At 64.3% G+C, this 25,585-nt stretch carries 15 protein-coding genes; 11 read left to right on the top strand and 4 right to left on the bottom strand.

Annotated elements, in window-relative coordinates; genetic code table 11:
- Positions 1 to 248 precede the first annotated feature (248 nt).
- Entirely contained in the window at positions 249 to 13,202 is a 12,954-nt protein-coding gene (locus AC3RCM_RS08635; RefSeq protein ID WP_492629520.1) for a non-ribosomal peptide synthetase, read from the bottom strand.
- A 305-nt stretch (positions 13,203 to 13,507) separates the two neighbouring features.
- Here AC3RCM_RS08635 and AC3RCM_RS08630 point away from each other — a divergent pair, with 305 nt between their 5' ends.
- Positions 13,508 to 14,038, top strand: a complete 531-nt coding sequence (locus AC3RCM_RS08630; RefSeq protein ID WP_010954997.1) for an RNA polymerase factor sigma-70 — start codon at positions 13,508 to 13,510, stop codon at positions 14,036 to 14,038.
- A gap of 227 nt (positions 14,039 to 14,265) precedes the next feature.
- Here the strand turns inward: AC3RCM_RS08630 and AC3RCM_RS08625 are convergent, their stop codons facing one another.
- Together AC3RCM_RS08625 and AC3RCM_RS08620 are read right to left on the bottom strand one after the other, a co-directional pair.
- Entirely contained in the window at positions 14,266 to 15,279 is a 1,014-nt protein-coding gene (locus AC3RCM_RS08625; protein ID WP_064493226.1) for a GNAT family N-acetyltransferase, read from the bottom strand.
- Between the two features lie 63 nt (positions 15,280 to 15,342).
- Positions 15,343 to 16,143 (bottom strand): substrate-binding periplasmic protein, encoded by an 801-nt coding sequence (locus tag AC3RCM_RS08620; protein ID WP_064493227.1) that lies wholly within the window; start codon positions 16,141 to 16,143, stop codon positions 15,343 to 15,345.
- A gap of 171 nt (positions 16,144 to 16,314) precedes the next feature.
- Here AC3RCM_RS08620 and AC3RCM_RS08615 point away from each other — a divergent pair, with 171 nt between their 5' ends.
- Positions 16,315 to 16,866, top strand: coding sequence for a 3'-5' exonuclease (locus AC3RCM_RS08615; protein WP_064493228.1), 552 nt, complete (start codon positions 16,315 to 16,317; stop codon positions 16,864 to 16,866).
- Positions 16,867 to 16,940: 74 nt separating this feature from the next.
- The gene (ppnP, locus tag AC3RCM_RS08610; protein WP_003254278.1) at positions 16,941 to 17,225 is read left to right on the top strand and encodes a pyrimidine/purine nucleoside phosphorylase; all 285 of its coding nucleotides are present in this window, start codon (positions 16,941 to 16,943) and stop codon (positions 17,223 to 17,225) included.
- 114 nt (positions 17,226 to 17,339) lie between these two features.
- Here ppnP and AC3RCM_RS08605 read toward each other — a convergent pair whose 3' ends face one another.
- Positions 17,340 to 18,032 carry an alpha/beta family hydrolase gene (locus tag AC3RCM_RS08605; protein WP_064493229.1) on the bottom strand — a complete coding sequence of 231 codons (693 nt, stop codon included), beginning with the start codon at positions 18,030 to 18,032 and terminating at the stop codon, positions 17,340 to 17,342.
- Positions 18,033 to 18,082: 50 nt separating this feature from the next.
- Between AC3RCM_RS08605 and ccoN (AC3RCM_RS08600) the strand changes: the two genes are divergently transcribed.
- From ccoN (AC3RCM_RS08600) to ccoP (AC3RCM_RS08565), 8 genes are all read left to right on the top strand, one after another.
- A complete protein-coding gene (gene ccoN, locus AC3RCM_RS08600) occupies positions 18,083 to 19,507 on the top strand; it encodes a cytochrome-c oxidase, cbb3-type subunit I (protein ID WP_064493230.1) in 1,425 nt (474 codons plus the stop codon).
- Between the two features lie 13 nt (positions 19,508 to 19,520).
- Positions 19,521 to 20,129 (top strand): cytochrome-c oxidase, cbb3-type subunit II, encoded by a 609-nt coding sequence (ccoO, locus tag AC3RCM_RS08595; RefSeq protein WP_010955002.1) that lies wholly within the window; start codon positions 19,521 to 19,523, stop codon positions 20,127 to 20,129.
- A gap of 5 nt (positions 20,130 to 20,134) precedes the next feature.
- Positions 20,135 to 20,329: a cbb3-type cytochrome oxidase subunit 3 gene (locus tag AC3RCM_RS08590; protein WP_010955003.1), complete on the top strand. Its 195-nt coding sequence runs from the start codon at positions 20,135 to 20,137 to the stop codon at positions 20,327 to 20,329.
- Positions 20,326 to 21,267, top strand: coding sequence for a cytochrome-c oxidase, cbb3-type subunit III (gene ccoP, locus AC3RCM_RS08585; RefSeq protein WP_492629519.1), 942 nt, complete (start codon positions 20,326 to 20,328; stop codon positions 21,265 to 21,267). The genes AC3RCM_RS08590 and ccoP (AC3RCM_RS08585) overlap by 4 nt, the downstream gene beginning before the upstream one ends.
- A gap of 848 nt (positions 21,268 to 22,115) precedes the next feature.
- Complete coding sequence (gene ccoN, locus AC3RCM_RS08580; RefSeq protein WP_003254284.1) at positions 22,116 to 23,558, top strand: cytochrome-c oxidase, cbb3-type subunit I; 1,443 nt, start codon at positions 22,116 to 22,118, stop codon at positions 23,556 to 23,558.
- The gene (ccoO, locus tag AC3RCM_RS08575) at positions 23,558 to 24,166 is read left to right on the top strand and encodes a cytochrome-c oxidase, cbb3-type subunit II (RefSeq protein ID WP_010955006.1); all 609 of its coding nucleotides are present in this window, start codon (positions 23,558 to 23,560) and stop codon (positions 24,164 to 24,166) included. The genes ccoN (AC3RCM_RS08580) and ccoO (AC3RCM_RS08575) overlap by 1 nt, the downstream gene beginning before the upstream one ends.
- A 5-nt stretch (positions 24,167 to 24,171) precedes the next feature.
- Positions 24,172 to 24,363 carry a CcoQ/FixQ family Cbb3-type cytochrome c oxidase assembly chaperone gene (locus AC3RCM_RS08570; RefSeq protein WP_003254287.1) on the top strand — a complete coding sequence of 64 codons (192 nt, stop codon included), beginning with the start codon at positions 24,172 to 24,174 and terminating at the stop codon, positions 24,361 to 24,363.
- A complete protein-coding gene (gene ccoP / locus AC3RCM_RS08565; RefSeq protein ID WP_492629518.1) occupies positions 24,360 to 25,337 on the top strand; it encodes a cytochrome-c oxidase, cbb3-type subunit III in 978 nt (325 codons plus the stop codon). The genes AC3RCM_RS08570 and ccoP (AC3RCM_RS08565) overlap by 4 nt, the downstream gene beginning before the upstream one ends.
- Positions 25,338 to 25,585 lie beyond the last annotated feature (248 nt).

Here is a 25,585-nt window from a genome sequence, read left to right as displayed (position 1 = left end):
CGGTGTTCGCGGGTGAACCCGCTCCTACGGGGCTCGCGCTAACGGCTGGGTTTTGCGCCAGGCCCGTGATCGCAAGGCCTGCGCGGTCGGCCGTAGGAGCGGGTTTACCCGCGAAAGGGCCGGACCTGCTGGCCAATTTCCACCAGCCGTTCACCGTTGCCGCCGCCACTGTATTCGCGGGTAAACCCGCTCCTACGCTGATCGGGAGTGGTTGGCCATTGAGAGGGGGCGCCAAGCGCCCCTGCCCATCACAGCCCCTCCAGTTCAGCCATCAGGTCACTGAGCCGGTCGACCTTGTCATCATCCAGCGCACTGCCCTGCAGCCCCTGGACATACTCGGCCAACGCCTCCACCGTGCTGCACTCGAACATCGCCCGCAGCGGCACGTTCAGCTGTAGCTGCTTCTGCACCCGCGAAGCGATCTGCGTGGCCAGCAGCGAATGCCCGCCCAGCTCGAAGAAGTTGTCGTGCACCCCCACCCGCTCGGCTTTGAGCACATCGGCCCAAATACCCGCCAACACATCCTCCAATTCGTTGCGTGGCGCCTGATAGGCCTGACTGTACTGGCCGCCGATGTCGATGGCTGGCAGGGCCTTGCGGTCGAGTTTGCCGTTGGCGTTGTGCGGCAAGCTGTCGAACCAGCCCCAGTGCAAGGGCACCATGTACTCCGGCAACTCGGCACGCAGTCGTTGCTTGACCTGCTCCAGCAACGCGGCATCGGCACTGACGCCTTGGTGCGCCACCAGGTAGCCAACCAGATGCTTGCCGTTCACACCCTCCTGCACCGCCACGGCAGCATCGCGAATTTCCGCCTGCTCATGCAGCCGGGCCTCGATTTCTCCCAGCTCGATGCGATAGCCGCGAATCTTCACCTGATGGTCGATGCGCCCGACGTACTCCAGCACACCGTCCGGGCGTTGCCGCGCCAGGTCGCCAGTGCGGTACAGGCGTTCGCCCGGCGCCCCGTAAGGGTGAGGGATGAATGCCAGCGCCGTGCGCACCGGGTCACCGACGTAGCCACGGCCTACACCCGTACCAGCCACGCACAGCTCGCCCACCGCACCCAGCGGCACCAGCGCCTGGTCCTCGCCGAACAGGTACAGGCGGTTGTTGTCGGTTGGCGTGCCGATTGGCAGGTAGCTGCCTTGGGTCGAGGCGGCATCGACGCGGAAGAACGCCACGTCATCCGAGCACTCCGCCGGCCCATAGGCATTGACCAGGCCGATCTGCGGGTAGCGCTGCAGCCACTGCGCCGCCAGCTCCGGTGGCATGGCCTCGCCGGTCGGCAGCATCCAGCGCAGGCCGTCGAGGGCCTGGTGGTCGCTGGCCAGCATGCCCTGGATCAGGGACGGCACGCTCTCCAGCACGGTGATGCCGGTGGCCTGCACGTGCGCCAGCAGGCCCTGCGGGTCATGGGCGATAGCGTTAGGCACGATCTCTACCTTGGCGCCGAACAGCGGCGCAGCCAGGAACTGCCAGACCGAGATGTCGAAGCTTTGCGAAGCGGTCTGGGCAATCACGTCCTGCTCGCTCAGCGCCAGGTAAGGCACCTTGCTCAGCTGGTTGTTGAGCATGCCGCGCTGCTCGACCATCACCCCTTTCGGCAGGCCGGTCGAGCCTGAGGTGTAGATCACGTAGGCGAGGTTGTCCGGGCCACTGTGGATACCCGGGTTGTGGCTTGCGATCGGGTTGGCCTGGACGTCTTCCCAGACCAGCAGTTGCGGCCGCAGCGCAGTCTCCAGCTCACCGAGCAACTGCCGCCCCTGCTCGGCGCAGGACGCGCTGCACACCAACACTGGCGTGCGGCTGAGCTGGATGATGCTTTGCAGGCGCGCCGCCGGCAGGCCCGGGTCCAGCGGCAGGTAGCCGGCGCCGGCCTTGAAGCTGCCGACGATCATGCCCAGCAGCGGCAACCCACGCTCGGCAAGCAGTGCCACTGGCTGGTCCACGCAGACCCCGGCAGCCACCAGCGCATGGCCCAGGCGGTTGGCCGCCAGGTTCAGCCCGGCGTAATCATAGGAGGCCTCCAGGCAGCGGGCCACGGTACGCTGCGGATGCGCCACGACCTGCGCTTCGAACTGCGCGATGTAGCTCTGTTCCAGCGGATAAACCCGCTCGGTCCGGTTGCAGTCCTCCAGCAGGAAGCCTTGCTCCTGGGCGCTCAGCAGCGGTAGCTCGCTCACCTCTCCTTCAAAACCTTGTACCAGCGCCAGCAGCAGGCGCTTGAATTCGGCCAGCAGGCGCTCGACGGTCGGGTAGTCGAAGTAGCGCTGGTCGAAAGACAGGTGCAGGCCCAGGTCATCACCCGGGTAGCACACCGCCGTCAGCGGGAAGTTGGTGTGGGTACGGCCCGAGTCGGAGCTGGCGTTCAGGTGCTGGGCGTGATCGAGCACGGCGGTTTCAACCGGCGCATTCTCGAACACGAACAGGCTGTCGAATAGCGGCTGGCCCTTGGGCAGCTCGCTGCACGCCTGAATCGCCACCAGCGGCAGGTATTCGTACTCGCGCAGTTCCATGTTGCTTTGCAGCAGGCCCTGCAGCCACTGGCGCACACTGCAGCGCTCACCCGCCGCGGGCAACTGCACGCGCAGGGCCACGCTGTTGATGAACAGGCCGACGGTGCGCTGCATCTGCGGCATGCTCACCGGGCGCCCGGCCACGGTCACGCCAAAGGCCACATCGCGGTCGCCGCTGTAACGCGCCAACACCAGGGCCCAGGCCGCCTGGGCGAAAGTGTTGACGGTGAGCTGATGGGCCTGGGCCAGTTCGCGCAGACGCACGCCATCATTCACCTCAAGGCGGGTATAACAATCGCCGACGACCATGCCGCTACCGGCGTGGTCATGGCGCAGCGGGCGGTCGCTCGGGATGGCTGTGGCACGTTCGAAGCCAGCCAGGTTGGCTTGCCACCAGGCGCGTGCGTCGTCCAGGCCCTGGCGTTGCAGCCAACCGATGTAATCGCGGTAACGCGGCGGCACCGGCAGTTGGGCCTGACGGCCTTCGCCAAGGGCCTGGTAGACCTCGAAGAAATCGTTCATCAACAGCGAGCGGCACCAGGCATCGATAAGGATGTGGTGGTTGCTCATCATGAACCAGTAGCGTTCATCGGCCACGCGCACCAGGCGCAGGTGGAACGGTGCCTCGCTAAGCAAGGCAAAGCCGGCCTCGCGCTCCTGCTTGTGCAGGGCCTGCAGGCGCTGCTCCTGGGCATCGTCGGCCATGCCGCGCCAGTCCTGGTAGTCCACCGCCAGGTTGCCCGGCTTGTGGATGATCTGCAGCATCGCCTCGCCGCTGTTCCAGCTGAACGATGCGCGCAACGCTTCGTGGCGCGCCACCACCGCCTGCCAAGCCTGGGCGAAACGCTCAGGGTCCAAGGCACTGTTGATACGGTAGCGGTCCTGCATGTAGTACAGGCCAGTGCCCGGCTCCAGCAGGGTGTGCAGCAGCATGCCTTCCTGCATCGGCGTCAGCGGGTAAACGTCCTCGATCTGCGCGGCCGGGACCGGCAATGCGTCGATCTGCTCCTGAGTCAGGTGCGCCAGCGGGAAGTCCGATGGGGTGAAGCTGCCATTGCCATCGGCCAGGCAATGCGCGACCAGCGCCAGCAGCTCCTGACGATAGGCCTCAGCCAGACCCGCGATGGTCTGCTGGTCGTAGCGCTCGGCGCTGAAGGTCCAGCGCAATTGCAGAGCACCGCCATACACCTGGCCATCGACGCTCAACCAGTTGGGCAACGGCGCATCGAGGTCATGCGCCAACCCGGCCGGGGCCTCCAGGGGCTGGAACAAGGCTGTACTGTCGAACTGCTGGTCGAACTGGCCCAGGTAGTTGAAGGTGATGCGCGCCTGCGGCAAGGCCGCCATCTGCTCGCGCCCGGCGGCATCCGCCAGGTAGCGCAGTACGCCGTAGCCCAGGCCCTTGTGCGGTACATGGCGCAGTTGTTCCTTGATGCGCTTGATCGAACCGGCCCGCGCCGCGTCGTCTTCACCTGGCAGCGGACGCAGGCTCAATGGGTAGGCATTGGTGAACCAGCCGACGCTGCGGGTCAGGTCCATGTCTTCGAACAGCCCGTCACGGCCATGGCCTTCGAGCTGCACCAGCACTTCTTCATCGCCGCTCCAGCGGCACAAGGCCCGCGCCAGTGCAGTCAACAGCAGGTCGTTGACCTGGGTGTGGTAAGCCGCCGGGGCCAGTTGCAACAGCTGCCGGGTTTGCTCCACGTCCAGGCCGATGGCCAGGGTTTGAGCGTGGCGATGCAAATTGCCGCCCTGCGGATGGTCGCACGGCAATTCGCGACGCACACCGCCCAGCTGGCCTTGCCACCAGGCCAGTTCGTCACGCAGCGAATCGCTGCCGGCGTAGCTGGCCAGGCGCGCGGCCCAGTCGCCGACGGCGTGGGTCTTGGCCGGCAGAGGCTGGCCACGGTACAGCGCCTGCAGGTCTTCCAGCAGCACCCGCCAGGACACGCCATCAACCACCAGGTGATGAATCGCCAGCAGCAACCGCTGAGTGCCCTGCCCGTCACGCACCAGCAAGGCGCGCAGCAGCGGCCCCTGTTGCAGGTCCAGGCTGCGCTGCACGTCAGTGTAGAGGGCCTGACAATCATTGAAATCGGCGACAGTGGCGCTCCACAGCAGTTGCTCGGCGCCAGGCTGCGCGTACTGGGCCTGCCAGCGGCCCTGGGCGTCGCTGAAGCGCAGGCGCAGGCTGTCATGGTGCTGCACCAGCGCAGCCAATGCCTGTTCAAGGGTGGCCTCAACCAAGGGTTGGCGCACCTCCAGCAGCACTGCCTGGTTCCAGTGTTGCGGCTGTGGCAGGTCACTGTCGAAGAACCAGTGCTGGATCGGCGTCAGCCCGGCCTGGCCCTGGCGCAGGCCCTGCTCGACGGTGCTCGCAGCTTCGCTGAGCTGAACCACAGTTGCCAGGGTCTGGATGGTCTGATGCTGGAACAGGTCGCGTGGGGTGAATTGCAAGCCGGCCTGCCGGGCGCGGCTGACCACCTGAATCGACAGGATCGAGTCGCCCCCCAGCTCGAAGAAGTTGTCCTGCACGCCGACCCGGGCAACGTTGAGCACATCGCGCCAGATCTGCGCCAACTGTGCTTCCACCTCATTGCCAGGGGGCTGGTATTGCTGCCGCGCCTGCTCAAGGTCCGGCAATGGCAGCGCGCGGCGGTCGAGCTTGCCGTTGCCCATCAGCGGCAGACTGTCGAGCAGCACCAAGTGCGCAGGCACCATGTAATCGGGCAGGTGCTGGCGGGCATCGGCTTTCACCGCTTCGCGCAGCAGTTGTTGCGCGTCGCTACCGGCGGTGGCCTGCCTGCACACCAGATAGCCCACCAACTGCTTGCCGCCCGGCAAGTCCAGCGCCAGCACGACGGCCTCGTCGACATCGTCGTGCGCCTGCAGGCGGCTCTCGATTTCGCCCAGTTCGATGCGGAAGCCGCGGATCTTCACCTGCTGGTCGGCACGGCCGACATACTCCACCAGGCCATCGGTACCCAGGCGTACCAGGTCGCCGGTACGGTACAGGCGCCCGCCTTCGGCACTGAACGGGTCGGCGACAAAGCGCTCGGCAGTGAGGCCTGGCCGGTCGTGGTAACCCTGGGCCAGGCCGGCGCCGCCGACGTACAGTTCGCCAATACCGCCTTGCGGCAACAAGGCCAGATCCTCGTCGAGGATGTAGGCCGTACGGCTACCGATGACGCGGCCGATCGGTACGCTGCCAAGGTCTGCTGGCAAGGCCTCTGGGGCCAGGCACGCCAGCGGCATGACCACGGTTTCGGTCGGGCCGTAGGCATTGAAGCACTGCTGCGGCGCAAAGGCCTGGCGAATACGCTGCAGGTGCTCGCCGGTCAGCGCCTCGCCCCCGGTAATCACCAGGCGTACCGGCAATTGTTCGCCCCGCCCGCCCAGGTACTGCGCCAGCTGGCTGCCGTAGCTGGGGGTAAAGCCCAGAATGCTCACCTGCTGCTCGCGCACCAACTGGCAGATGTCCTCGGCGCCCCACTGCCCCTGGGCGCGCACTACCACGCGCGCACCACACAACAGCGGCACCCACAGGCGCTCGCTGGCAGCGTCGAAGTTGATGGAATAGAAGTGCAGCTCGCAGTCATCGCTGCGCATGCCGAATGCAGCGATCACCGCCTGGCAGTGCATGGCGAACTCGCCATGGCTGACCACCACGCCCTTGGGTTTGCCGGTAGAGCCTGAGGTGTAGATCAGGTAAGCCTGGTGCTGCGGCAGGCTGAGGTTGTCCAGCGGCGCATCGCTGTACGCCGCCAGGCTGGCGGCATCGTCTTCCAGGCTCCAGCTGGCCACGCCTTCAGGCAGCTCGCCCAGGGTGTGCAGCAGCGCACGCTGGCTGAGCAGCAAGCCGATGCGGCTGTCTTCGATCATGTAGCGCAGGCGGTCGAGCGGGTACTCGGGGTCGAGCGGTACATAGGCGCCGCCGGCCTTGAGGATGGCCAGCAGGCCGACGACCATTTCCAGCGAGCGCTCCAGCGCCAGGCCCACCCGCACCTGCGGGCCGACACCCCGTTCGCGCAGGGCACGCGCCAGGCGGTTGGCCTGCTGGTCGAGTTCGGCGTAGGTCAAGTGCTGGCCGGCGAAGGTCAGCGCGCCAGCCTGTGGCGTGCGCGCGGCCTGGGCGGCGAACAGACCGTGGAGGGTCTGGCCAAGGTCGAAATCGTGTTCGCCCTGCAATTGGCCTGTAAGCACTTGTTGCTCGGCACTGCTCAGCATTGGCAGTTCGCACAGGCGGTGTTGCGGGTTGTCGAGCAAACCGACCAGCAGTTGTTGCCAGTGCTCGGCCATGCGCGCGATACGCGGGGCGTCGAACAGGTCGCGGCTGTAGGTCAGGCAGCAGCCCAGCCGGCCGTCCAGGTCGGTCACCTCCAGGTACAGGTCGAACTTGGTGGCGCTGGCATCGTTGACCAGGTAGTCCACCTGCATGCCGGCCAGCGTGCGGCTTTGCTGGAAGGCCCAGCGCTGCACGTTGCACATCACCTGGAACAGCGGGTTATAGGCACTGCTGCGTGGGGGCTGCAGGGCCTCTACCAGTTGGTCGAACGGCAGGTCCTGGTGCGACTGGCCTTCGATGGCAGCCTGGCGAATCTGCTCCAGCAGCGCGCTGGCGGTCATCTGGCCGTCCAGCTCGCAGCGCAGCACCTGGGTGTTGAGGAAAGCGCCGATCAGGCCTTCGCTTTCCGGACGGATGCGGTTGGCCACCGGCGCGCCGATACGCAGGTCGCGCTGGCCACTGTAGCGGTGCAGCAAGGCGGCCAGGGTGGCGGTCATGGTCATGAACAGGGTCAGGCCGCGCTGGCTATTGAAAGCATGCACGCGGGCCACCAGTGCCGGATCGAGTTCGAAGCGGTACAGCTCGCCACGGTGGCTCTGGACTGCCGGACGCGGGCGGTCGGCAGGCAACGCCAGCACCGGGTGCTCGTCGCCCAGGCGGTGCTTCCAGTAGGCCAGTTGTCGAGCGCCCTCGCCGCTTTCCAGCCATTGCCGTTGCCACACGCTGTAGTCCAGGTACTGCACCGGCAGCGGCGCCAGTGGCGACTCGCGGTCATCGACAAAGGCTTCGTACAGCTCGCCCAGCTCGCGGGCGAAGATGTCCATGGCCCAGCCTTCGGTGACGATGTGGTGCAGCGTCAGCACAAAGAAGTGCTCGCGCTCGTTGGCCTTGACCAGGCAGGCGCGCAGCAGCGGCCCCCGCTCCAGGTCGAAGGGCTGGTGCGCCTGGTCGTCGGCCAGTTGTTGCAAACGTTGCTGGCAGGCATCGTCTGACAAAGCGCTGAAGTCTTGCCAGTCCAGATGCAGGCCGCTGTCTTCGGCCACGCACTGGTACGGCACGCCGTCGATGCTGGGGAACGTGGTGCGCAAGGTTTCGTGACGCACGATCAGCGCCTGCAGCGCACGCTCGAAGGCATCCACGTGCAGGGTGCCGCGCAGGCGTGCCATGCCGCCGACGTTGTACGCCGGGCTGTCCGGCTCCATCTGCCAGAGGAACCACATTCGCTGTTGCGAGTACGACAGCGGCACCGCCTGACGGCGGTCGACACGGGTGATTGCACCTTGCAGGTTGCGCTCCCCGGCCGCGCGCAGGCGGGCGATCTCGGCACAGAAGGCGCCCAGCTCGCTGGCTTCGAACAGGGCCTTGAGCGGCAGCTCGACATCGCAGGCCTGGCGGGTGCGCGAAACGATCTGGGTAGCCAGCAACGAGTGGCCACCGAGGGCGAAGAAGTCGTCCTGCAGGCCAATGCGCGGCAGATTCAACACGTCGCGCCAGATGGCCGCGACCTGTTGTTGCAGCTCGGTTCGTGGCTCGACATGCTCACGCTGCTGCCACACTGGAGCAGGCAGTGCCTTGCGGTCGACCTTGCCGCTGGGGCCCAGTGGCATCTGTGCCAAAGGGATGAGTTGCGCCGGCACCATGTAGGCTGGCAATTGCTCAGCCAGTACGGCCAGCACCTCGGCAGGCTGGGCGCTGCCACTGTAATAGCCGACCAGTTGCGCGCCAACGGCGTCCTTGTGGATCAGCACCAGCGCCTGTTCCACACCTGCCTGTGCCAGCAGGCAGGCCTGCACTTCCTCGGGCTCGACGCGGAAACCGCGCACCTTGACCTGCTGGTCGAGGCGGCCAAGGTATTCCAGGGCCTCCAGCTGAACCTGCCAGCGGGCGCGATCGCCACTGCGGTACAGACGCTGACCATTGCCGTCGGCCTGGGGTACGAAGCGCTCGGCAGTGAGGCCGGGGCGGCCCAGGTAACCACGGGCCAGGCCCGCGCCACCGAGGTACAGTTCGCCCGGCACACCGGGGGCGCTCAGTTCCAGCTCATCGTCCAGCACGCGGCACAGCACATTGCCCAGCGGGCGGCCGATGGGCGAGCGCTCGCCGTCCACCACCTGACAGTGCCAGTGGGTGACGTTGATGGCGGTTTCGGTCGGGCCGTACCGGTTGTGCAGCTGCACCTGCGGCAGCACCTGCAGCACGCGGTCACGCAGCGTGGCGGACAACGCTTCGCCACCCGAGAACACCCGGCGCAAGCTACTGCAGGCCCCCGCCTGCGGCTCCTGGACGAACACCTGCAACAGCGGCGGTACAAAGTGCAGCGTAGTCACCCCATAAGCCTGCACCAGGGCAGCGATACGCTGCGGGTCGCGGTGTTCACCAGGGCCGGCGAGCACCAGCTTGCAGCCGGTGACCAGCGGCCAGAAGCATTCCCACACCGAGACGTCGAAACTGATCGGCGCTTTCTGCATCAGCACGTCGCTGTCATTCAGCGCATAGGTCGTCTGCATCCACTGCAGGCGCTCGGCCAACGCCGCATGGGTATTGCCTACGCCCTTGGGCTGCCCGGTGGAGCCGGAGGTATAGATAACGTAGGCCAGGTTGTCGCCGTGCAGGTGCAGGCCGGGGGCATGGCTGGGCCAGCTGTCCAGGTGCAACTGGTCGAGGGCAATGGCGCTGACACCGTCGACCTGCGGCAGCTTGCCCAGCAGGCTGCTGTGGCTCAGTAGCAACCGGGCGTCGCAGTCGGCCAGCATGTAGGCCAGGCGTTCGGCAGGGTAATCGACATCCAGCGGCACGTAGGCACCGCCGGCCTTGAGAATGGCTAGCAGGCCGACCAGCAATTGCGGTGAGCGCTCGATGGCAATGGCCACACAGGTATCGGGGCCGACGCCTTTGTCACGCAGGTAGTGGGCCAGGCGGTTGGCTTGCTGGTGCAGCCCGGCGTAATCCAGGCTGCCCCCGTCCCAAACCAGGGCGGTGCGCTGCGGCGTCAGGCGTGCCTGCTCATTGAGTTGTTCGACCAACAGGTGCTGCGCTGCGGCGGCCGGTGCCTGGCCCCAACCCAGCAGCTGCGCACGGCCGGGCTCATCCAGCAGTTGCACGTCGCCCAGCGCCTGCTGCGGCGCGGCACACACCTGTTCCAGCAGCGCCAGCAGGTGATGGGCCAGACGTTCGACGGTGCTGGCTTCGAACAGCTCCGTGGCGTAGTCGAAGGCCAGGCTCAGGCGGCCCAGATGGTCCTCCTCACTGTGCAACTGCAAGTCGAACTTGGCTTCGCGGCTGTGCCACGCCAGCTCTTCGGCCAACAGCCCCGGCAGACGCCGCAGGGCTGACAGGTCGCGTTGCTGGTGGTTGAACATGACCTGGAACAGGCCCTGTTCGCGCGCATCTTTCAGGGCTTCGACAAGCTGTTCGAAGGGCAGGTCCTGATTAGCCTGGGCTTGCAACGTGGCCTGTCGTACCTGGGTCAGCAACTGGGTAAACGAGTGACGGCCATCGAATTGCGCGCGCAGCACCTGCGTATTGATGAAGAAACCGACCATGCCTTGGGTTTCCAGGCGCAAGCGGCTGGCGTTGGGCACGCCGACGCGGATATCGGCCTGGCCGCTGTAGCGCTGCAGCAGCGCCTGCCAACCTGCCAGCAGGACCATGAACAGGCTGGCCTGCTGCTGGTGGGCAAGGCTCTTGAGCGCTTCGCCAAGCCTGGCCGGCACCTTGAGGTTGAAGCGCGCAGCGCTGTGCTCGCGCTGGCTGGCGCGCGGGTGGTCAGTGCACAGGTCGAGCGCCGGCAGCTCACCACCAAGGTGTGCCTTCCAGTACTGCAACTGGCGTTCGGCTTCACCGTCAGCCAGCCATTGCCGCTGCCAGCTGCCGTAGTCGGCGTACCCCAGGGGCAGCGGCGCCAGGTTGGCCTCCAGGCCTTGGCAGCGAGCGGCATACAGCTTGGCGAATTCTTCGAGCAGGATGTTCAGCGACCAGCCGTCAGCAACGATGTGGTGCAGGGTCACCCACAGCTGATGCTCTTCGTCGCCCAGGCGCACCAGGGTTACCCGCAGCAGCGGGCCCTGGGTGAGGTCGAACGGCTGGCGGGCCTCGGTTTCCCGCAGCGCGGCGACCTGCTCGGGCGAGTGCCCTTCAAGGTCCAGGCGGTGCAGGCTGAACGGCTGTTGAGGCAGGATACGCTGCAGCGCCTGGCCATTCTCTTCGCTGAACACAGTACGCAGCGATTCATGGCGCGCCACCAGTGCCTGGAAGCTCACTTGCAGAGCATTGACATCCAGCTCGCCACGCAGGTGCAAGCCGGCGGGAATGTTGTAGGCCGCTGATTGCGGTTCCAGCTGCCACAGCAGCCACAAGCGGTTTTGCGCCAGCGACTGGGGCAACGCCCGGGCGCGCTCCAGCGTGGCGATGGCCGTGGTGGCTGCAGCGCCATCGGCGATGATCTGTGCCACAGCCTTGCTGTAGTCGGCCAGTACCGGCGCCTCGAACAGGGTACGCAGGCTCAGGTCGATACCCAACTCATCGGCCAGGCGCGCTGTGGCCTGGGTGGCTGCGATGGAGTTACCGCCCAGCAGCAGGAAGTGGTCGTCCGCGACCACCGCCTCTACCTTGAGGATGTCGCGCCACACAGCGGCGATGCGTGCTTGCAGCTCGTCGCCAGCGGATGCACGGGTACCGGCTTCGCTCACCTCAGGGAAACGGGCATAGCAGTCCAGGCTGCCATCGTCCATGCGCAGCCGGCAGGCAGAGCGCTGCAACTTGCCGCTGGAGGTCTTCGGCAGCGCGCCGGGGTTCAGCAGCAGGACCACGGCCGGGGCCTGTCGGCAGGCGTCGGCGACGACCTGGCGCAGGGTCTTGATCAGGTCCTGGGGCTTGAGTGCCTTTTGCACGTTGCGGCTGATCTCCACCGCGACACCGATGCCCTCCTCGCCTTGGTGCTCGACGGCGAACACTGCCACACGGCCTTTGCGCAGCACCTGAACTTCGCGCTCGAGGGTTTTCTCCAGGTCTTGTGGGTACAGGTTTTGCCCACGCACGATCAGCATGTCCTTCAGGCGCCCGGTGACGAATACCTCGCCGTCACGCATGAAGCCCAGGTCGCCGGTACGCAGCCAGGTCTGGCCGTCCATTTCGACGAAGGTTCGAGCGCTGGCTTCTGGGTTGCGCCAGTAGCCCCGGGCGATGCTCGGGCCGCCTGCCCAGATTTCCCCCACCTGGTTGTCGCCCAGCACTTGCAACTGTTGCGGCTCGACGATGCGTACCGCGTGCCCCGGCTGCGGGAAGCCGCAACTCATCAGCACGCTGCCAGTGCCGGGTTCGGCGCGGTTGGCGGCGAAGGCTTTGGCATCCAGCTCAAGCGCGGCGATACCCTGGCCACGACGGCTGCCGCTAACGAACAGGGTGGCTTCGGCCAGGCCATAACTGGCGAAGAAGCTCTGCGGGTCGAAGCCACAGGCCTGGAACTTGTCGGCGAAGGTGGCCAGGCTGTCCTGGCGGATCGGCTCGGAGCCGGAATAGGCCACGCGCCAGCGGCTCAGGTCGAGCCCGGCCAGCGAAGCCTCGCTGACCCGCTCGCTGCACAGGCGATAAGCGAAGTCGGGCCCGCCGCTGATGGTGCCACCGTATTCGCTGATGGCCTGCAACCAGCGCAACGGCCGGGCCAGAAAGTACCCCGGCGACATCAGCACGCAAGGCACGCCACTGAAGATCGGCTGCAGCAGGCCGCCGATCAGGCCCATGTCATGGTACAGCGGTAGCCAGCTGACGATCACATCGTCGGGGTTGAGGTCGATACCAAAGCCTTGGCGGATCAGTTGCTCGTTGGCCACCAGGTTGCCATGGCTGACCTGCACGCCCTTGGGCAGCGCGGTGGAGCCGGAGGTGTACTGCAGGAAGGCGATGTCATCGCCCTTGAGCACGGGTTCACGCCAGTTCGCAGCCAAGGCCGGGTCCAAGCCATCCACTGCCAGCAGTTGGGGGGCATTGTCCGCCGCCAGGGCTTCCAGGCCCTGCAGGCTGTCGTGCAGCGCCGCCACGGTCAGCAGCAGGCGCGGCTCGGCGTCATCGATGATCGACAGCAAACGCTCCTGGTGCTGCTGGCGCGCGGACTCCGGCGGGTAGGCCGGCACCGCGATCACGCCCGCATACAGGCAGCCGAAGAACGCCGCCACGTAATCTGGCCCGCTGGGGAACAACAGCACGGCACGGTCACCGAAGCTGGCGCGCGCCTGCAAGGCGGCGGCGATGGTGCGTGCACGCTGGTCGAGGTCCCGGTAGCTGAGCACGGCCTGCTCACCGGGCGTGTCGGCGAGAAAGCGCAGGGCAATCCTGTCCGGGGTCTGCGCGGCGCGTTGCGCCAGGGCCTGGACCAGCGAGAGCGGGAGTTCGAAGGCGTCCGTCATTGGGTGTTCCTGCCAGTGTCTGGTTAGGTCTGACAGCTGCTCCGCTAACGTGGGCGGGCAACGTATGCGACCGGGGATGTACACAGGGGAACGGATGGGCAGGGAGAGAAATTAGCGGGCAGGTCAGGCTTTAAGGGTTGATAAGGCATACCCCCAAAGCCAACCGCGCTTTAGAACTGAAACCCACAGATACTAATTACATTTCGCATTTGACAATTATTATCATCTTGAATAGTTTGTCGCACGTCGTAGGAAGCTTCCCAACCTTGGGCGCCTCCTCTCCCCTCTGTGACAAGGTGATTTCCATGGCGGAACAACTATCCACAAGTAAGTGCGATTCACCATTACTGCAGGCCTTCGTCGACAACCGCAGCATCCTGGTCAAGATCGCCGCCCGCATCACAGGCTGCCGTTCGCGGGCTGAGGACGTGGTACAGGATGCCTTTTTCCGGCTCAGCACCGCCCCGCAGATCACCTCATCGTTCAAGGCCCAGCTGAGCTACCTGTTCCAGATCGTGCGCAACCTGGCGATTGACCACTATCGCAAGCAGGCGATGGAGCTGAAGTACTCCGGTAGTGAGGAGGAAGGCATGAACGTGGTGGTGCAGAACGCCTCGCCCGAAGCCACCCACATCAACCGCGCCGCGCTGAATGACATCGCGGAGGCCTTGAACGAACTGCCGCCGCGCACCCGCTATGCTTTCGAGATGTACCGCCTTAATGGCGTGCCGCAGAAGGACATTGCCAAGGAACTGGGCGTATCGCCGACCTTGGTCAACTTCATGATCCGCGATGCGCTGGTGCATTGTCGCAAGACGGCCAGTCGGCAGGCCTGAAGATGGCTGCAAGCAAACGCGAGAGCGAACCTGGATCGCTCTCGCTTTTGCTTGCAGCGCTAGTGTGGTGTTTTGCAAATACGGCCAATAACTCGCGAGCGATTTTTGCGTTCAGGCAAGGCGTCGCGACGAGTCGTAGCCCAGCTACGGCGAGGAGCGACAACGCCGCATGAGCGCAAAAAGCGCCGCGAGTTATGGTCGTTATTTGTGAAACACCACACTAGCCCCTACGTCAGCTTGCAACGATCGAAAAACCGCTCCCGCCCCAGAATCATCAACGCCGCCCGCTTGTGAGGAAAGTCGAACTCCTTGTCGCAATGGAAACATTGGTCGTGCATGTAGCCAATCATCTTGCCATTGTCGGCGCGCGGCTCGGCCACCACCCGCTGGGTGCGCGGGTCATCCAGGAACAGGTAGTGCACCAACGCCGATAGCCAGCTGGCCACCTTGTGCGGCCCTCGGTGGCTCTCCTCTCCCACCAGCATATGGATACCACGGTCGTAGTCATCGGCCGGGTAGAAGGGGGCAATGCGGTCCTCCTTGGCCCAGTACGCCTCGAAGTAGGCAAACGGCTCGTCATCGAAACAACCGATCAACGTCAACGTATGCGGGTCGGCTTCGAGCTTGGCCAAGTATTCGCGGTGCTGCTCCAGCGTGCCACCCTCCTGCCAGAACGCCTCCACGCGAGGGTTGTTCTGCCAGCGGTTGAAACGCTCCAGGTCATGCTCGATCTCCAGGGTACGCAGCGATACCCAACTGCCCAAGCGCGCATCGAAGCGCCGGTACACTTCGCCCCGCGGCTTGGGCGCCCGGCGCGGGTGACGCTTGCCGTTGCTGATCTGCATCTGCTGCGGATATACCCCGGCAACCGACTCGCCCAGCCACGGCTGCGGCAGTTGCCAGAACAGTGCGCGCTCGCACAGGTACTGGCCAGGCTGTTCACCGGCCAGCAGCAGGCCACTGGCCAACGCCTGCGGCAACACTTCGGGCAGGTGCCAGGTCAGGCGCTGGCAGGCCGTATCGCGCGACAACAACCAATAACAGGCGGCCCACAAGGCTTGGTAGGGGCGCTCGGGGCAAAAGCGCTCAAGGTGAACGTGCAGAGAAGCGCCAACCTCCAGTCGCAACTGGATCAGGGGGCGGCCTTCAAGGGCCAGGCTTAACCAGCTGTCGCCCTCCTCGGCACTGAGGCTGCGCCAGCGTGGCGGTGACTGTGGCTGCGAAGCGGCATCGAACGGCATGGGCTTGACTCACGAAAATGAAGAAAAGGCACACTGCAGGGAACGTTGCCGCAACACGGGAATTTAGTCTTGCGGTGCAGCCACCTTGATTCGGTACGGCTCGAAGATGCGCGCCAGTTCACCGCTGTCACGCAGGCCACGCAGCAGGGCAGCGAACGACTGCTCGCCGATAGGCGCCCCCGGGCGCAGCAAGGCGTAGTGGTGATAGACCTGGTCAATGCGTTGCGAAGGCACCAAATGCGCCCTGCTCGCCGGGTTGCGTGCCAGGAAATCACTGAGGTAGGAACGCGTGACCAGGGCAATATCGGCGCGGCCGGCCTGCACCATCAGCAGGTTGCTGTCGTGGGAATAGGTCAGGGTCGCGTTGTATGTCTTGCGCAGGTAGTCCGGGTCAGCGTTGAAGCTCGCAAACGCGTAGTGGTAGCCGTTGAACAAGGCCAGGCGTTTGCCGCGCAGGTCATCGAAATAATGCGGATCATTGCCGTTTGCCTTGCGGGCGACGAACACTTCGGCATCTTCCAGGCCCATGTCCACGGTCTGATGGGCAATCTGCTCCCAGCCCCATTGTGGGTTCTCGAAAATCGCCATGTCGGTGCGGCCCTGCTGGAAGTCACCGAAGCGCCGCTGGATAGACGTAGGCACCAGAACGAAGTGATAGTGCTGCTGCGCCCGGTTGAGTGCATCGACCAACTGCGGCAGCAAACCGGTATCGGCACCTTGCTCGGGGCGCACTGTGTAAGGCGGGAAATGGGCTGCGCCAATCTTCACTTCAACCGCCTCGCCAGCCCATACCGGTGCCGCCAACCAGAACACGGCCAGCAGCATCAGGGTGGACAAGGCCTTGAGGCCGGGCGCTGGAGTCAAGACGGACACTCATCACGGTTTATGCCTGTATGCGCTTAAGCTAGGCGTTTTCCAGGGGCGACACAACTACTGACGCCTGCTCTTTGTGCCAAAGCAGGCGGCAAAATGCCATAGGATGCCGTATGCCCGGACATTGGCTACGCTCTAGCAGGATCTGCAGGGGAGCCTGGTATGGGCCATTGGTTGGTGATCGACCTGGAAGCCACCACCGACGATGGTGGGTGGCCGGTTACAGAGATGGAAGTCATTGAAATCGGCGCAAGCCTGGTTACCCGCGAAGGCCGCGAGGTCGACCATTTCCAGCGTTTTGTAAAGCCACGGCGGCGGCCGCAGCTGACCCCGTTCTGCCGTGAGCTGACCCACATCAGCCAGGCCGACGTGGACAGCGCCGCGCCGTTTCGCGAGGTGTGGGCAAGCTTCGAGCGCTGGCTGGGGCACCACCGCGGGCAGCTTCAGGCCTGGGTCAGCTGGGGCGACTACGACCGCCAGCAACTGCACCAGGAGTGGCAGCAGCACAGCCTCGACAGCCTGCTGCGCACATTGCCGCACATCAACCTCAAGCAACGCTTTGCCAAGGCCCGCCACCTGCAGCGCCCCACCGGCCTGAACGGCGCCCTGCAACTGGCCGGCATGCACTTTTGCGGGCAGCAGCACAGGGCCCTGGAAGATGCGCGAAACACGGCGCGGCTATTACCGTTGACCCTGCCCGCCAGCAGCCCCTGATAGCAGATGACGACGCCTGTGGGCTTGGGCATACTGGCCAGCCCTTTTTCAGCACCTCTTTTCAGGAGTCGCCCATGTTCCAGGTCAACGAGTACTTCAACGGCACCGTCAAGTCGATCGCATTCTCGGGCGAAGAAGGCCCGGCCACTGTCGGCGTCATGGCTCCGGGCGAATACGAATTCGGCACTGCCAAGCGCGAGATCATGCATGTGGTATCGGGCGCGCTGACCGTGAAACTGCCAGGTAGCGACAACTGGGAAACCTTCAACGCCGGTGACAAGTTCAACGTGCCGGCTGACAGCAAGTTCCAGCTGCAGGTGAAGGTGGATACCGCTTACCTGTGCGAATACCGCGACTAAGCGCCGACCTGTTCCGGCCTCTTCGCGGGTAAACCCGCTCCTACAGGGTGCTGAGCCGACCTTCGATGTTGTGCGGTCCTTGTAGGTGCGGGTTTGCCCGCGAAGAATCCAGCACTAGTCCTTCAGAAAATCAGCAACGCGTTCAGCCGCCGCCTGCAAATGCTGCTCATGGCTGAACCCCGAAGCCTTCAACGGCTTCAGGTCATGGTCCCCCGCCACTAGCCAGCCCACCTCGATCGCCGGCGACAACGCATACCCCGCCACCGCCTCGCGGTTACCCAGCGCATCCCGCTCGCCCTGCACGATCAACGTCGGTGTCTTCAACTCGGCCAGGTGCTCTACCCGTGGCTTCTCAGGTTTACCCACCGCGTAGAACGGATAGCCCAGGCACACCAGCGCATCCGCGCCCAGTTCGTCGGCCAGCAGGCTCGCCATGCGCCCGCCCATGGACTTGCCCCCCACGGCCAGCTTGCCCGCGACCAAAGGTCGCACTTGCCGGTACACCTCGCGCCAGCAGTCAAGCAACACCTTCTGCGGGTTCGGCGGCCGCTTGCCACCGGTAACCCTGCGCTCGGCCATGTACGGGAACTCGAAGCGCACTACCGCTACCCCAAGAGCCGCAAGCCTTTGCGCCATTTCGTCCATGAACCCGCTGTCCATCGGCGCGCCCGCGCCATGGGCCAGAATCAGGCACCCCTTGTAGTCATCCTGACCTGCAACCCGCGGAGGATCGCAGCGCAAGCCTGGGACATTTGCGACCTTCGCCCATTGATCCCCGTCAATACCGGCACTTTGCCCATTAATCATGCTTGCCTCGCTGTAAAGCCTGCCAAATAACCGTGGATGGGAACCCATACATGAACACAACCAGCAGTACCGCCTATAACTACAAGGTGGTCCGCCAATTCGCCATCATGACGGTGGTGTGGGGAATCGTCGGGATGGGGCTCGGCGTCTTCATCGCCGCCCAGCTCGCCTGGCCGTCCCTCAACTTCGACCTCCCCTGGACCAGCTTCGGCCGCCTGCGCCCCCTGCATACCAATGCGGTGATCTTCGCGTTCGGCGGCTGCGCACTGTTCGCCACCTCCTATTATTCGGTGCAACGCACCTGCCAGACCACCCTGTTCGCACCGGGCCTGGCCGCGTTCACGTTCTGGGGCTGGCAACTGGTTATCCTGCTGGCGGCCATCAGCCTGCCGCTGGGCTACACCAGCTCCAAGGAATACGCCGAACTGGAATGGCCGATCGACATTCTGATCACCATCGTCTGGGTGGGTTACGCCATCGTGTTCTTCGGCACGCTGATGAAGCGCAACACCAAACACATCTACGTCGGCAACTGGTTCTTCGGCGCCTTCATCCTGACCGTGGCGCTGCTGCACATCGTCAACAACCTGGAACTGCCGGTCAGCCTGACCAAATCCTATTCGGTCTACGCAGGCGCCACCGATGCCATGGTGCAGTGGTGGTACGGCCATAACGCGGTGGGCTTCTTCCTGACCGCAGGCTTCCTGGGGATGATGTACTACTACGTGCCCAAGCAGGCCGAACGGCCGGTGTATTCGTATCGCTTGTCGATCGTGCACTTCTGGGCGCTGATCACCCTGTACATCTGGGCCGGCCCGCACCACTTGCACTACACCGCCCTGCCCGATTGGGCGCAGTCGCTGGGCATGGTGATGTCGCTGATCCTGCTGGCGCCAAGCTGGGGCGGCATGATCAACGGCATGATGACCCTGTCGGGCGCCTGGCACAAACTGCGCAGCGACCCGATCCTGCGCTTCCTGGTGGTGTCGCTGGCGTTCTACGGCATGTCCACCTTCGAAGGCCCGATGATGGCCATCAAGACGGTCAACGCCCTGTCCCACTACACCGACTGGACCATCGGCCACGTCCACGCTGGCGCCCTCGGCTGGGTAGCGATGATCTCGATAGGCGCGCTGTACCACACCATCCCCAAAGTGTTCGGCAAAGAACGCATGCACAGCCTCGGCCTGATCAATGCACACTTCTGGCTGGCCACCATTGGTACCGTGCTGTACATCGCCTCGATGTGGGTCAACGGCATCGCCCAGGGCCTGATGTGGCGCGCGGTCAACAGCGACGGCACGCTCACCTACTCGTTCGTGGAAACCCTGGTGGCCAGCCACCCAGGCTTCGTCGTGCGCTTCGTCGGCGGCGCGATCTTCCTCAGCGGCATGTTCCTGATGGCCTGGAACACCTGGCGCACCGTGCGTTCGCCAGCGCTTGACGTCGCCCCTGCGAACGCCCAGTTGGCTTGAGGAGAAACGCCTGATGAAACATGAAGTCATCGAGAAAAACGTCGGCCTGATGGCCCTGCTGATGGTATTTGCCGTCAGCATCGGCGGCCTGACCCAGATCGTCCCGCTGTTCTTCCAGGACGTCACCAACAAACCGGTCGAAGGCATGAAGCCCTACACCGCGCTGCAACTGGAAGGCCGCGATGTCTACATCCGCGAAGGTTGCGTGGGCTGCCACTCGCAGATGATCCGCCCGTTCCGTGCCGAAACCGAGCGTTACGGCCACTACTCGGTGGCCGGTGAAAGCGTCTGGGACCACCCGTTCCTGTGGGGCTCCAAGCGCACCGGGCCGGACCTGGCCCGGGTCGGTGGCCGCTACTCGGACGACTGGCACCGTGCGCACCTGTACAACCCGCGCAACGTGGTGCCGGAGTCGAAGATGCCGTCCTACCCGTGGCTGGTTGCCCAGCCGGTCGACAACAGCCACACCGACGTCAAGATGCGCACCCTGCGCACCCTGGGCGTGCCGTACACCGACGACGACATTGCCGGCGCCCGTGAAGCGGTCAAAGGCAAGACCGAGATGGATGCCCTGGTCGCCTACCTGCAGGTGCTCGGCACCGCGATCAAGAACAAGAGGTGAGTGCGATGGAAATGGACATCGGCATGATCCGCGGTCTGGGCACCCTGGTGGTGATGATTGCCTTCATCGGCCTCACCCTGTGGGTCTTCAACCGCCGCCGCGACCGTGATTTCGCCGAAGCGCGCCTGCTGCCCTTCGTCGACGACCGCCTGCCCACTGCCGGGCAGGAGCCTGCTGCAAAAAGGAGTAACGGGCAATGACCACCTTCTGGAGTACGTACATCAGCGTACTGACCATCGGTAGCCTGATTGGCCTGACCTGGCTGCTGCTCGCCACGCGCAAGGGCCAGAGCAACAACACCACCGACGAGACCATGGGCCACAGCTTCGACGGCATCGAGGAGTACGACAACCCGCTGCCCAAGTGGTGGTTCTGGCTGTTCGTTGGCACCTTGGCGTTCTCGGTCGGCTACCTGATCCTCTACCCGGGCCTGGGCAACTGGAAAGGCATCCTGCCGGGCTATGAAAATGGCTGGACTGGCGCCAATGAATGGCAGAAGGAAATGGACAAGGCCGATGCCAGGTTCGGTCCGATCTTCGCCAAATACGCCGCCATGCCCGTAGAAGAAGTGGCGAAGGACCCGCAGGCACTGAAAATGGGCAGCCGCCTGTTTGCCTCCAACTGCTCGGTGTGCCACGGTTCCGACGCCAAGGGCGCCTTCGGCTTCCCCAACCTCACCGACAATGACTGGCGCTGGGGCGGCGATCCGGAAACCATCAAGACCACCATCATGGCCGGTCGCCATGGCGTGATGCCGGCCTGGGCCGAAGTGATCGGTGACCAGGGCGTGGCCGATGTGGCTGCGTTCGTGGTCAGCAAACTCGATGGCCGCACACTGCCTGAGGGCGCGAAGGCCGATGTGGAGAATGGGCAGAAGATCTTCGCAGCCAACTGCGTGGCCTGCCACGGGCCGGAAGGCAAAGGTACGCCCGCCATGGGCGCTCCGAACCTGACCCATCCGCAGGCGTTTATCTACGGTTCGAGCTTTGCCCAGCTGCAGCAGACCATTCGTTATGGTCGCCAGGGGCAAATGCCGGCGCAGGCCGAGATCCAAGGGAATGACAAGGTGCACCTGCTGGCGGCTTACGTGTATAGCCTGTCGCAGGATGGTTCGGCTGAGGCTGTGACGGCCAAGTGAGTTCGCCGAAAGGGATTTGCCAAGTGAGTTCGCCGAAAGGCATTCGCCGCCTGTGAGATCGAGCGCCGCCCGCGCGGCGCTTCGCGGGTAAACCCGCTCCTACGTTTGTTTCGGGCCAATTATTCCTGTGGGATTTGCGCGCGACCACCTTGGCGCATGTCTCGATATCGCGTCGTACAAACAAGGCGGTCGCGCGCGCCTGGCACAGGAGGGACTGGCCCGAAACAAACGTAGGAGCGGGTTTACCCGCGAAGCGCCGCGCGGGCGGCGCTCGATCTCTGCCCCACCACAACACTCAAACCTTACACTCCCCGCCCCACCACAACACTCAAACCTTACCCCCCGCCCCACCACAACACCCAGACCTTACACCCCGCCCCGCCACAACATCCAAACCTTACACCCCCGCCCCACCACAACACCCAACCCCTACACCCCCGCCCCACCACAACACCCACCCCCTACACCCCCGCCCCCCCATAACCCTCAAGCCTTACACTCCTCCGCCCACCACCAGCCTCAGCCCCCTTCCCTTGCACCCCCACCGAACACAACTAAGCTTGTTGCCTCAGTGGGCTTCGCTCCGAAAGGACCGGAGCAGACGCGGCGCATGGCCTGTCGCCGCCCCAGAAAAAGCTTGACCGATCGATCAGAAAAAGATGAAAAACGGTACACATTACAAATATTTATTTGTGTACAATCGCCCAGACCCGATCCCTGCGGGACATCAGTGAACGGGTCTGGACACGGGTCGGCGTACCAAAGTTGCGTTGCGGTAACCTTGCTGGTTATCAATACTGGCGCCGATTTTTCGACCAACAAGAACATCAAAACCGTGGAACCTTAGAATGAGCACAGCAATCAGTCCGACTGCTTATAACTATAAGGTCGTCCGCCAGTTCGCCATCATGACGGTGGTCTGGGGGATCCTTGGCATGGGCCTCGGCGTCTTCATCGCCTCGCAGCTGGTGTGGCCGCAGCTGAACCTGGACCTTCCCTGGACCAGCTTCGGCCGCCTGCGCCCGCTGCACACCAACCTGGTGATCTTCGCCTTCGGGGGCTGTGCGCTGTTCGGCACCAGCTACTACGTGGTGCAGCGCACCTGCCAGACCCGGCTGATCTCCGACAGCATGGCCGCCTTCACCTTCTGGGGTTGGCAAGCCGTGATCGTCGGCGCGCTGATCACCCTGCCGATGGGCTACACCACCACCAAGGAATACGCCGAGCTCGAGTGGCCGCTGGCGATCCTGCTGGCCATCGTCTGGGTTACCTACGGGCTGGTGTTCTTCGGCACCATCGTCAAGCGCAAGACCAAGCACATCTATGTCGGCAACTGGTTCTACGGTGCGTTCATCGTGGTCACCGCGATGCTGCACATCGTCAACCACATCTCGCTGCCGGTGAGCCTGTTCAAGTCGTACTCGGCCTACTCCGGCGCCACCGACGCGATGATCCAGTGGTGGTACGGCCACAACGCCGTGGGCTTCTTCCTCACCACCGGTTTCCTGGGGATGATGTACTACTTCGTGCCCAAGCAGGCCGAGCGGCCGATCTATTCGTATCGCTTGTCGATCGTGCACTTCTGGGCGCTGATCACCCTGTACATCTGGGCCGGCCCGCACCACCTGCACTACACCGCCCTGCCTGACTGGGCGCAGTCGCTGGGCATGGTAATGTCGATCATCCTGCTGGCGCCAAGCTGGGGCGGCATGATCAACGGCATGATGACCTTGTCAGGCGCCTGGCACAAACTGCGCACCGACCCGATCCTGCGCTTCCTGGTGGTGTCGCTGGCGTTCTACGGCATGTCCACCTTCGAAGGCCCGATGATGGCCATCAAGACCGTGAACTCACTGTCGCACTACACCGACTGGACCATCGGCCACGTCCACGCCGGCGCCCTCGGCTGGGTGGCAATGATTTCGATCGGCGCCGTGTACCACATGATCCCGAAACTCTACGGCCGCGAGCAGATGCACAGCATCGGCCTGATCAACGCGCACTTCTGGCTGGCCACCATCGGTACCGTACTGTACATCGCCTCGATGTGGGTCAACGGCATCACCCAGGGCCTGATGTGGCGCGCCATCAACGATGACGGCACCCTCACCTACTCCTTCGTCGAAGCCCTGCAGGCCAGCCACCCCGGCTACATCGTCCGCGCCCTGGGCGGAGCGTTCTTCGCCAGCGGCATGCTGCTGATGGCCTACAACGTGTTCCGTACCGTACGTGCCGCCAACCCGGCACAGGCTGAAGAGGCCGCCAAGATCGTCGTTGTGGGAGCGCACTGATGAAGCATGAAGCCGTCGAGAAGAACATAGGCCTGCTGGCCTTCTTCATGGTCATCGCCGTGAGCGTCGGTGGCCTGACCCAGATCGTCCCGCTGTTTTTCCAGGACGTCACCAACAAGCCGGTCGAGGGCATGAAGCCGCGCACCGCGCTGGAGGTGGAAGGCCGCGATATCTACATCCGCGAAGGCTGCGTGGGCTGCCACTCGCAGATGATCCGCCCGTTCCGTGCCGAAACCGAGCGTTACGGCCACTACTCGGTAGCCGGTGAAAGCGTGTGGGACCACCCGTTCCTGTGGGGCTCCAAGCGTACCGGGCCGGACCTGGCCCGCGTCGGCGGCCGCTACTCCGATGACTGGCACCGAGCGCACCTGTACAACCCGCGCAACGTGGTACCGGAATCGAAGATGCCTTCCTACCCGTGGCTGGTCGAGAACAAGCTCGACGGCAAGGACACCGCGAAGAAGATGGAAGTGCTGCGCACACTCGGCACCCCGTACACCGACGCCGACATTGCCGGCGCACGTGACGCGGTCAAGGGCAAGACCGAAATGGACGCCATCGTCGCGTACCTGCAGGGTCTTGGCACCATCATCAAGAGCAAACGGTGACGCTGATGGATATCGGGATGATTCGCGGCCTGGGCACCGTCGTGGTGATGGTGGCGTTCGTGGGCCTGGCGCTGTGGGTGTTCAACCCACGGCGTAAAAAGGACTTCGACGAAGCGACCCAACTGCCCTTCGCGGATGACCCCGAGGCCACTCGGCACGTCGAGCAAGCAAAAGCTTCTGGGAGCAAACAACAATGACAACCTTCTGGAGTCTGTACGTTACCGTCCTGACCCTGGGCACCATCTTCTCGTTGACCTGGCTGCTGCTGTCGACCCGCAAGGGCCAGCGCGAAGAGGTTACCGACGAAACCGTCGGGCATGCCTTCGATGGCATCGAGGAATACGACAACCCGCTGCCGCAATGGTGGTTCTGGCTGTTCGTCGGCACCATCATCTTCGCCCTCGGTTACCTGGTGCTGTACCCGGGCCTGGGCAACTGGAAAGGCGTCCTGCCGGGCTATTCATACCTGGATAACGACAAGCAGACCGAGTTTTCCAACGGCCAGCCGGGCTGGACCGGCGTGCACGAATGGGAAAAGGAAATGGCCAAGGCCGACGCCCGCTTCGGGCCGATCTTCGCCAAGTTCGCGGCCATGCCGATCGAAGAAGTGGCCAAGGACCCGCAGGCATTGAAAATGGGTGCGCGGCTGTTCGCCTCCAACTGCTCGGTGTGCCACGGTTCCGACGCCAAGGGCGCCTTCGGCTTCCCCAACCTCACCGACAATGACTGGCGCTGGGGCGGCGATCCGGAAACCATCAAGACCACCATCATGGCCGGTCGCCATGGCGTGATGCCGGCCTGGGCCGAAGTGATCGGTGACCAGGGCGTGGCCGATGTGGCTGCGTTCGTGGTCAGCAAACTCGATGGCCGCACACTGCCTGAGGGCGCGAAGGCCGATGTGGAGAATGGGCAGAAGATCTTCGCAGCCAACTGCGTGGCCTGCCACGGGCCGGAAGGCAAAGGTACGCCCGCCATGGGCGCTCCGAACCTGACCCACCCGCAGGCGTTCATCTACGGCTCGAGCTTTGCCCAGTTGCAGCAGACCATTCGTTATGGCCGCCAGGGGCAGATGCCGGCCCAGGAACAACTGCAGGGCAACGACAAGGTGCACTTGCTGGCGGCTTACGTCTACAGCCTGTCGCACCAGGCTGAGCCGGCCAAGGCTGAGTAAGGCAGGCCTGGCCTCTTCGCGGGTACACCCGCTCCTACACAGGATCCTTGTAGGAGCGGGTTTACCCGCGAAGAGGCCGGTACTGGCACAGCATTTCTAGCAGGCTGATGACCTGGATCAATTGACACCCGCCATAACACGTTTCATACCACGACCCAACGCGACTAAAGGTCGCAGTGCGATCCCATGCTGCCCTCAGCGGCGTATCATGGACCGCAGAGCGCTAGCAGATTGCGCGAGACTGCGGC

This window comes from Pseudomonas sp. GW823-FHT05G12 (assembly GCF_058795575.1).
The sequence above is the reverse complement of the archived record's forward strand: the minus strand, read 5'-3'. Positions and strand labels throughout refer to the sequence as shown.

Excerpts from the sequence above, each read along its gene's own strand:
- AC3RCM_RS08635 (WP_492629520.1), bottom strand. The coding sequence starts at position 13,202 with ATGACGGACGCCTTCGAACTCCCGCTCTCGCTGGTCCAGGCCCTGGCG.
- AC3RCM_RS08630 (WP_010954997.1), top strand. The coding sequence starts at position 13,508 with ATGGCGGAACAACTATCCACAAGTAAGTGCGATTCACCATTACTGCAG.
- AC3RCM_RS08625 (WP_064493226.1), bottom strand. The coding sequence starts at position 15,279 with ATGCCGTTCGATGCCGCTTCGCAGCCACAGTCACCGCCACGCTGGCGC.
- AC3RCM_RS08615 (WP_064493228.1), top strand. The coding sequence starts at position 16,315 with ATGGGCCATTGGTTGGTGATCGACCTGGAAGCCACCACCGACGATGGT.
- ppnP (WP_003254278.1), top strand. The coding sequence starts at position 16,941 with ATGTTCCAGGTCAACGAGTACTTCAACGGCACCGTCAAGTCGATCGCA.
- AC3RCM_RS08605 (WP_064493229.1), bottom strand. The coding sequence starts at position 18,032 with ATGATTAATGGGCAAAGTGCCGGTATTGACGGGGATCAATGGGCGAAG.
- ccoN (WP_064493230.1), top strand. The coding sequence starts at position 18,083 with ATGAACACAACCAGCAGTACCGCCTATAACTACAAGGTGGTCCGCCAA.
- ccoO (WP_010955002.1), top strand. The coding sequence starts at position 19,521 with ATGAAACATGAAGTCATCGAGAAAAACGTCGGCCTGATGGCCCTGCTG.
- AC3RCM_RS08590 (WP_010955003.1), top strand. The coding sequence starts at position 20,135 with ATGGAAATGGACATCGGCATGATCCGCGGTCTGGGCACCCTGGTGGTG.
- ccoP (WP_492629519.1), top strand. The coding sequence starts at position 20,326 with ATGACCACCTTCTGGAGTACGTACATCAGCGTACTGACCATCGGTAGC.
- ccoN (WP_003254284.1), top strand. The coding sequence starts at position 22,116 with ATGAGCACAGCAATCAGTCCGACTGCTTATAACTATAAGGTCGTCCGC.
- ccoO (WP_010955006.1), top strand. The coding sequence starts at position 23,558 with ATGAAGCATGAAGCCGTCGAGAAGAACATAGGCCTGCTGGCCTTCTTC.
- AC3RCM_RS08570 (WP_003254287.1), top strand. The coding sequence starts at position 24,172 with ATGGATATCGGGATGATTCGCGGCCTGGGCACCGTCGTGGTGATGGTG.
- ccoP (WP_492629518.1), top strand. The coding sequence starts at position 24,360 with ATGACAACCTTCTGGAGTCTGTACGTTACCGTCCTGACCCTGGGCACC.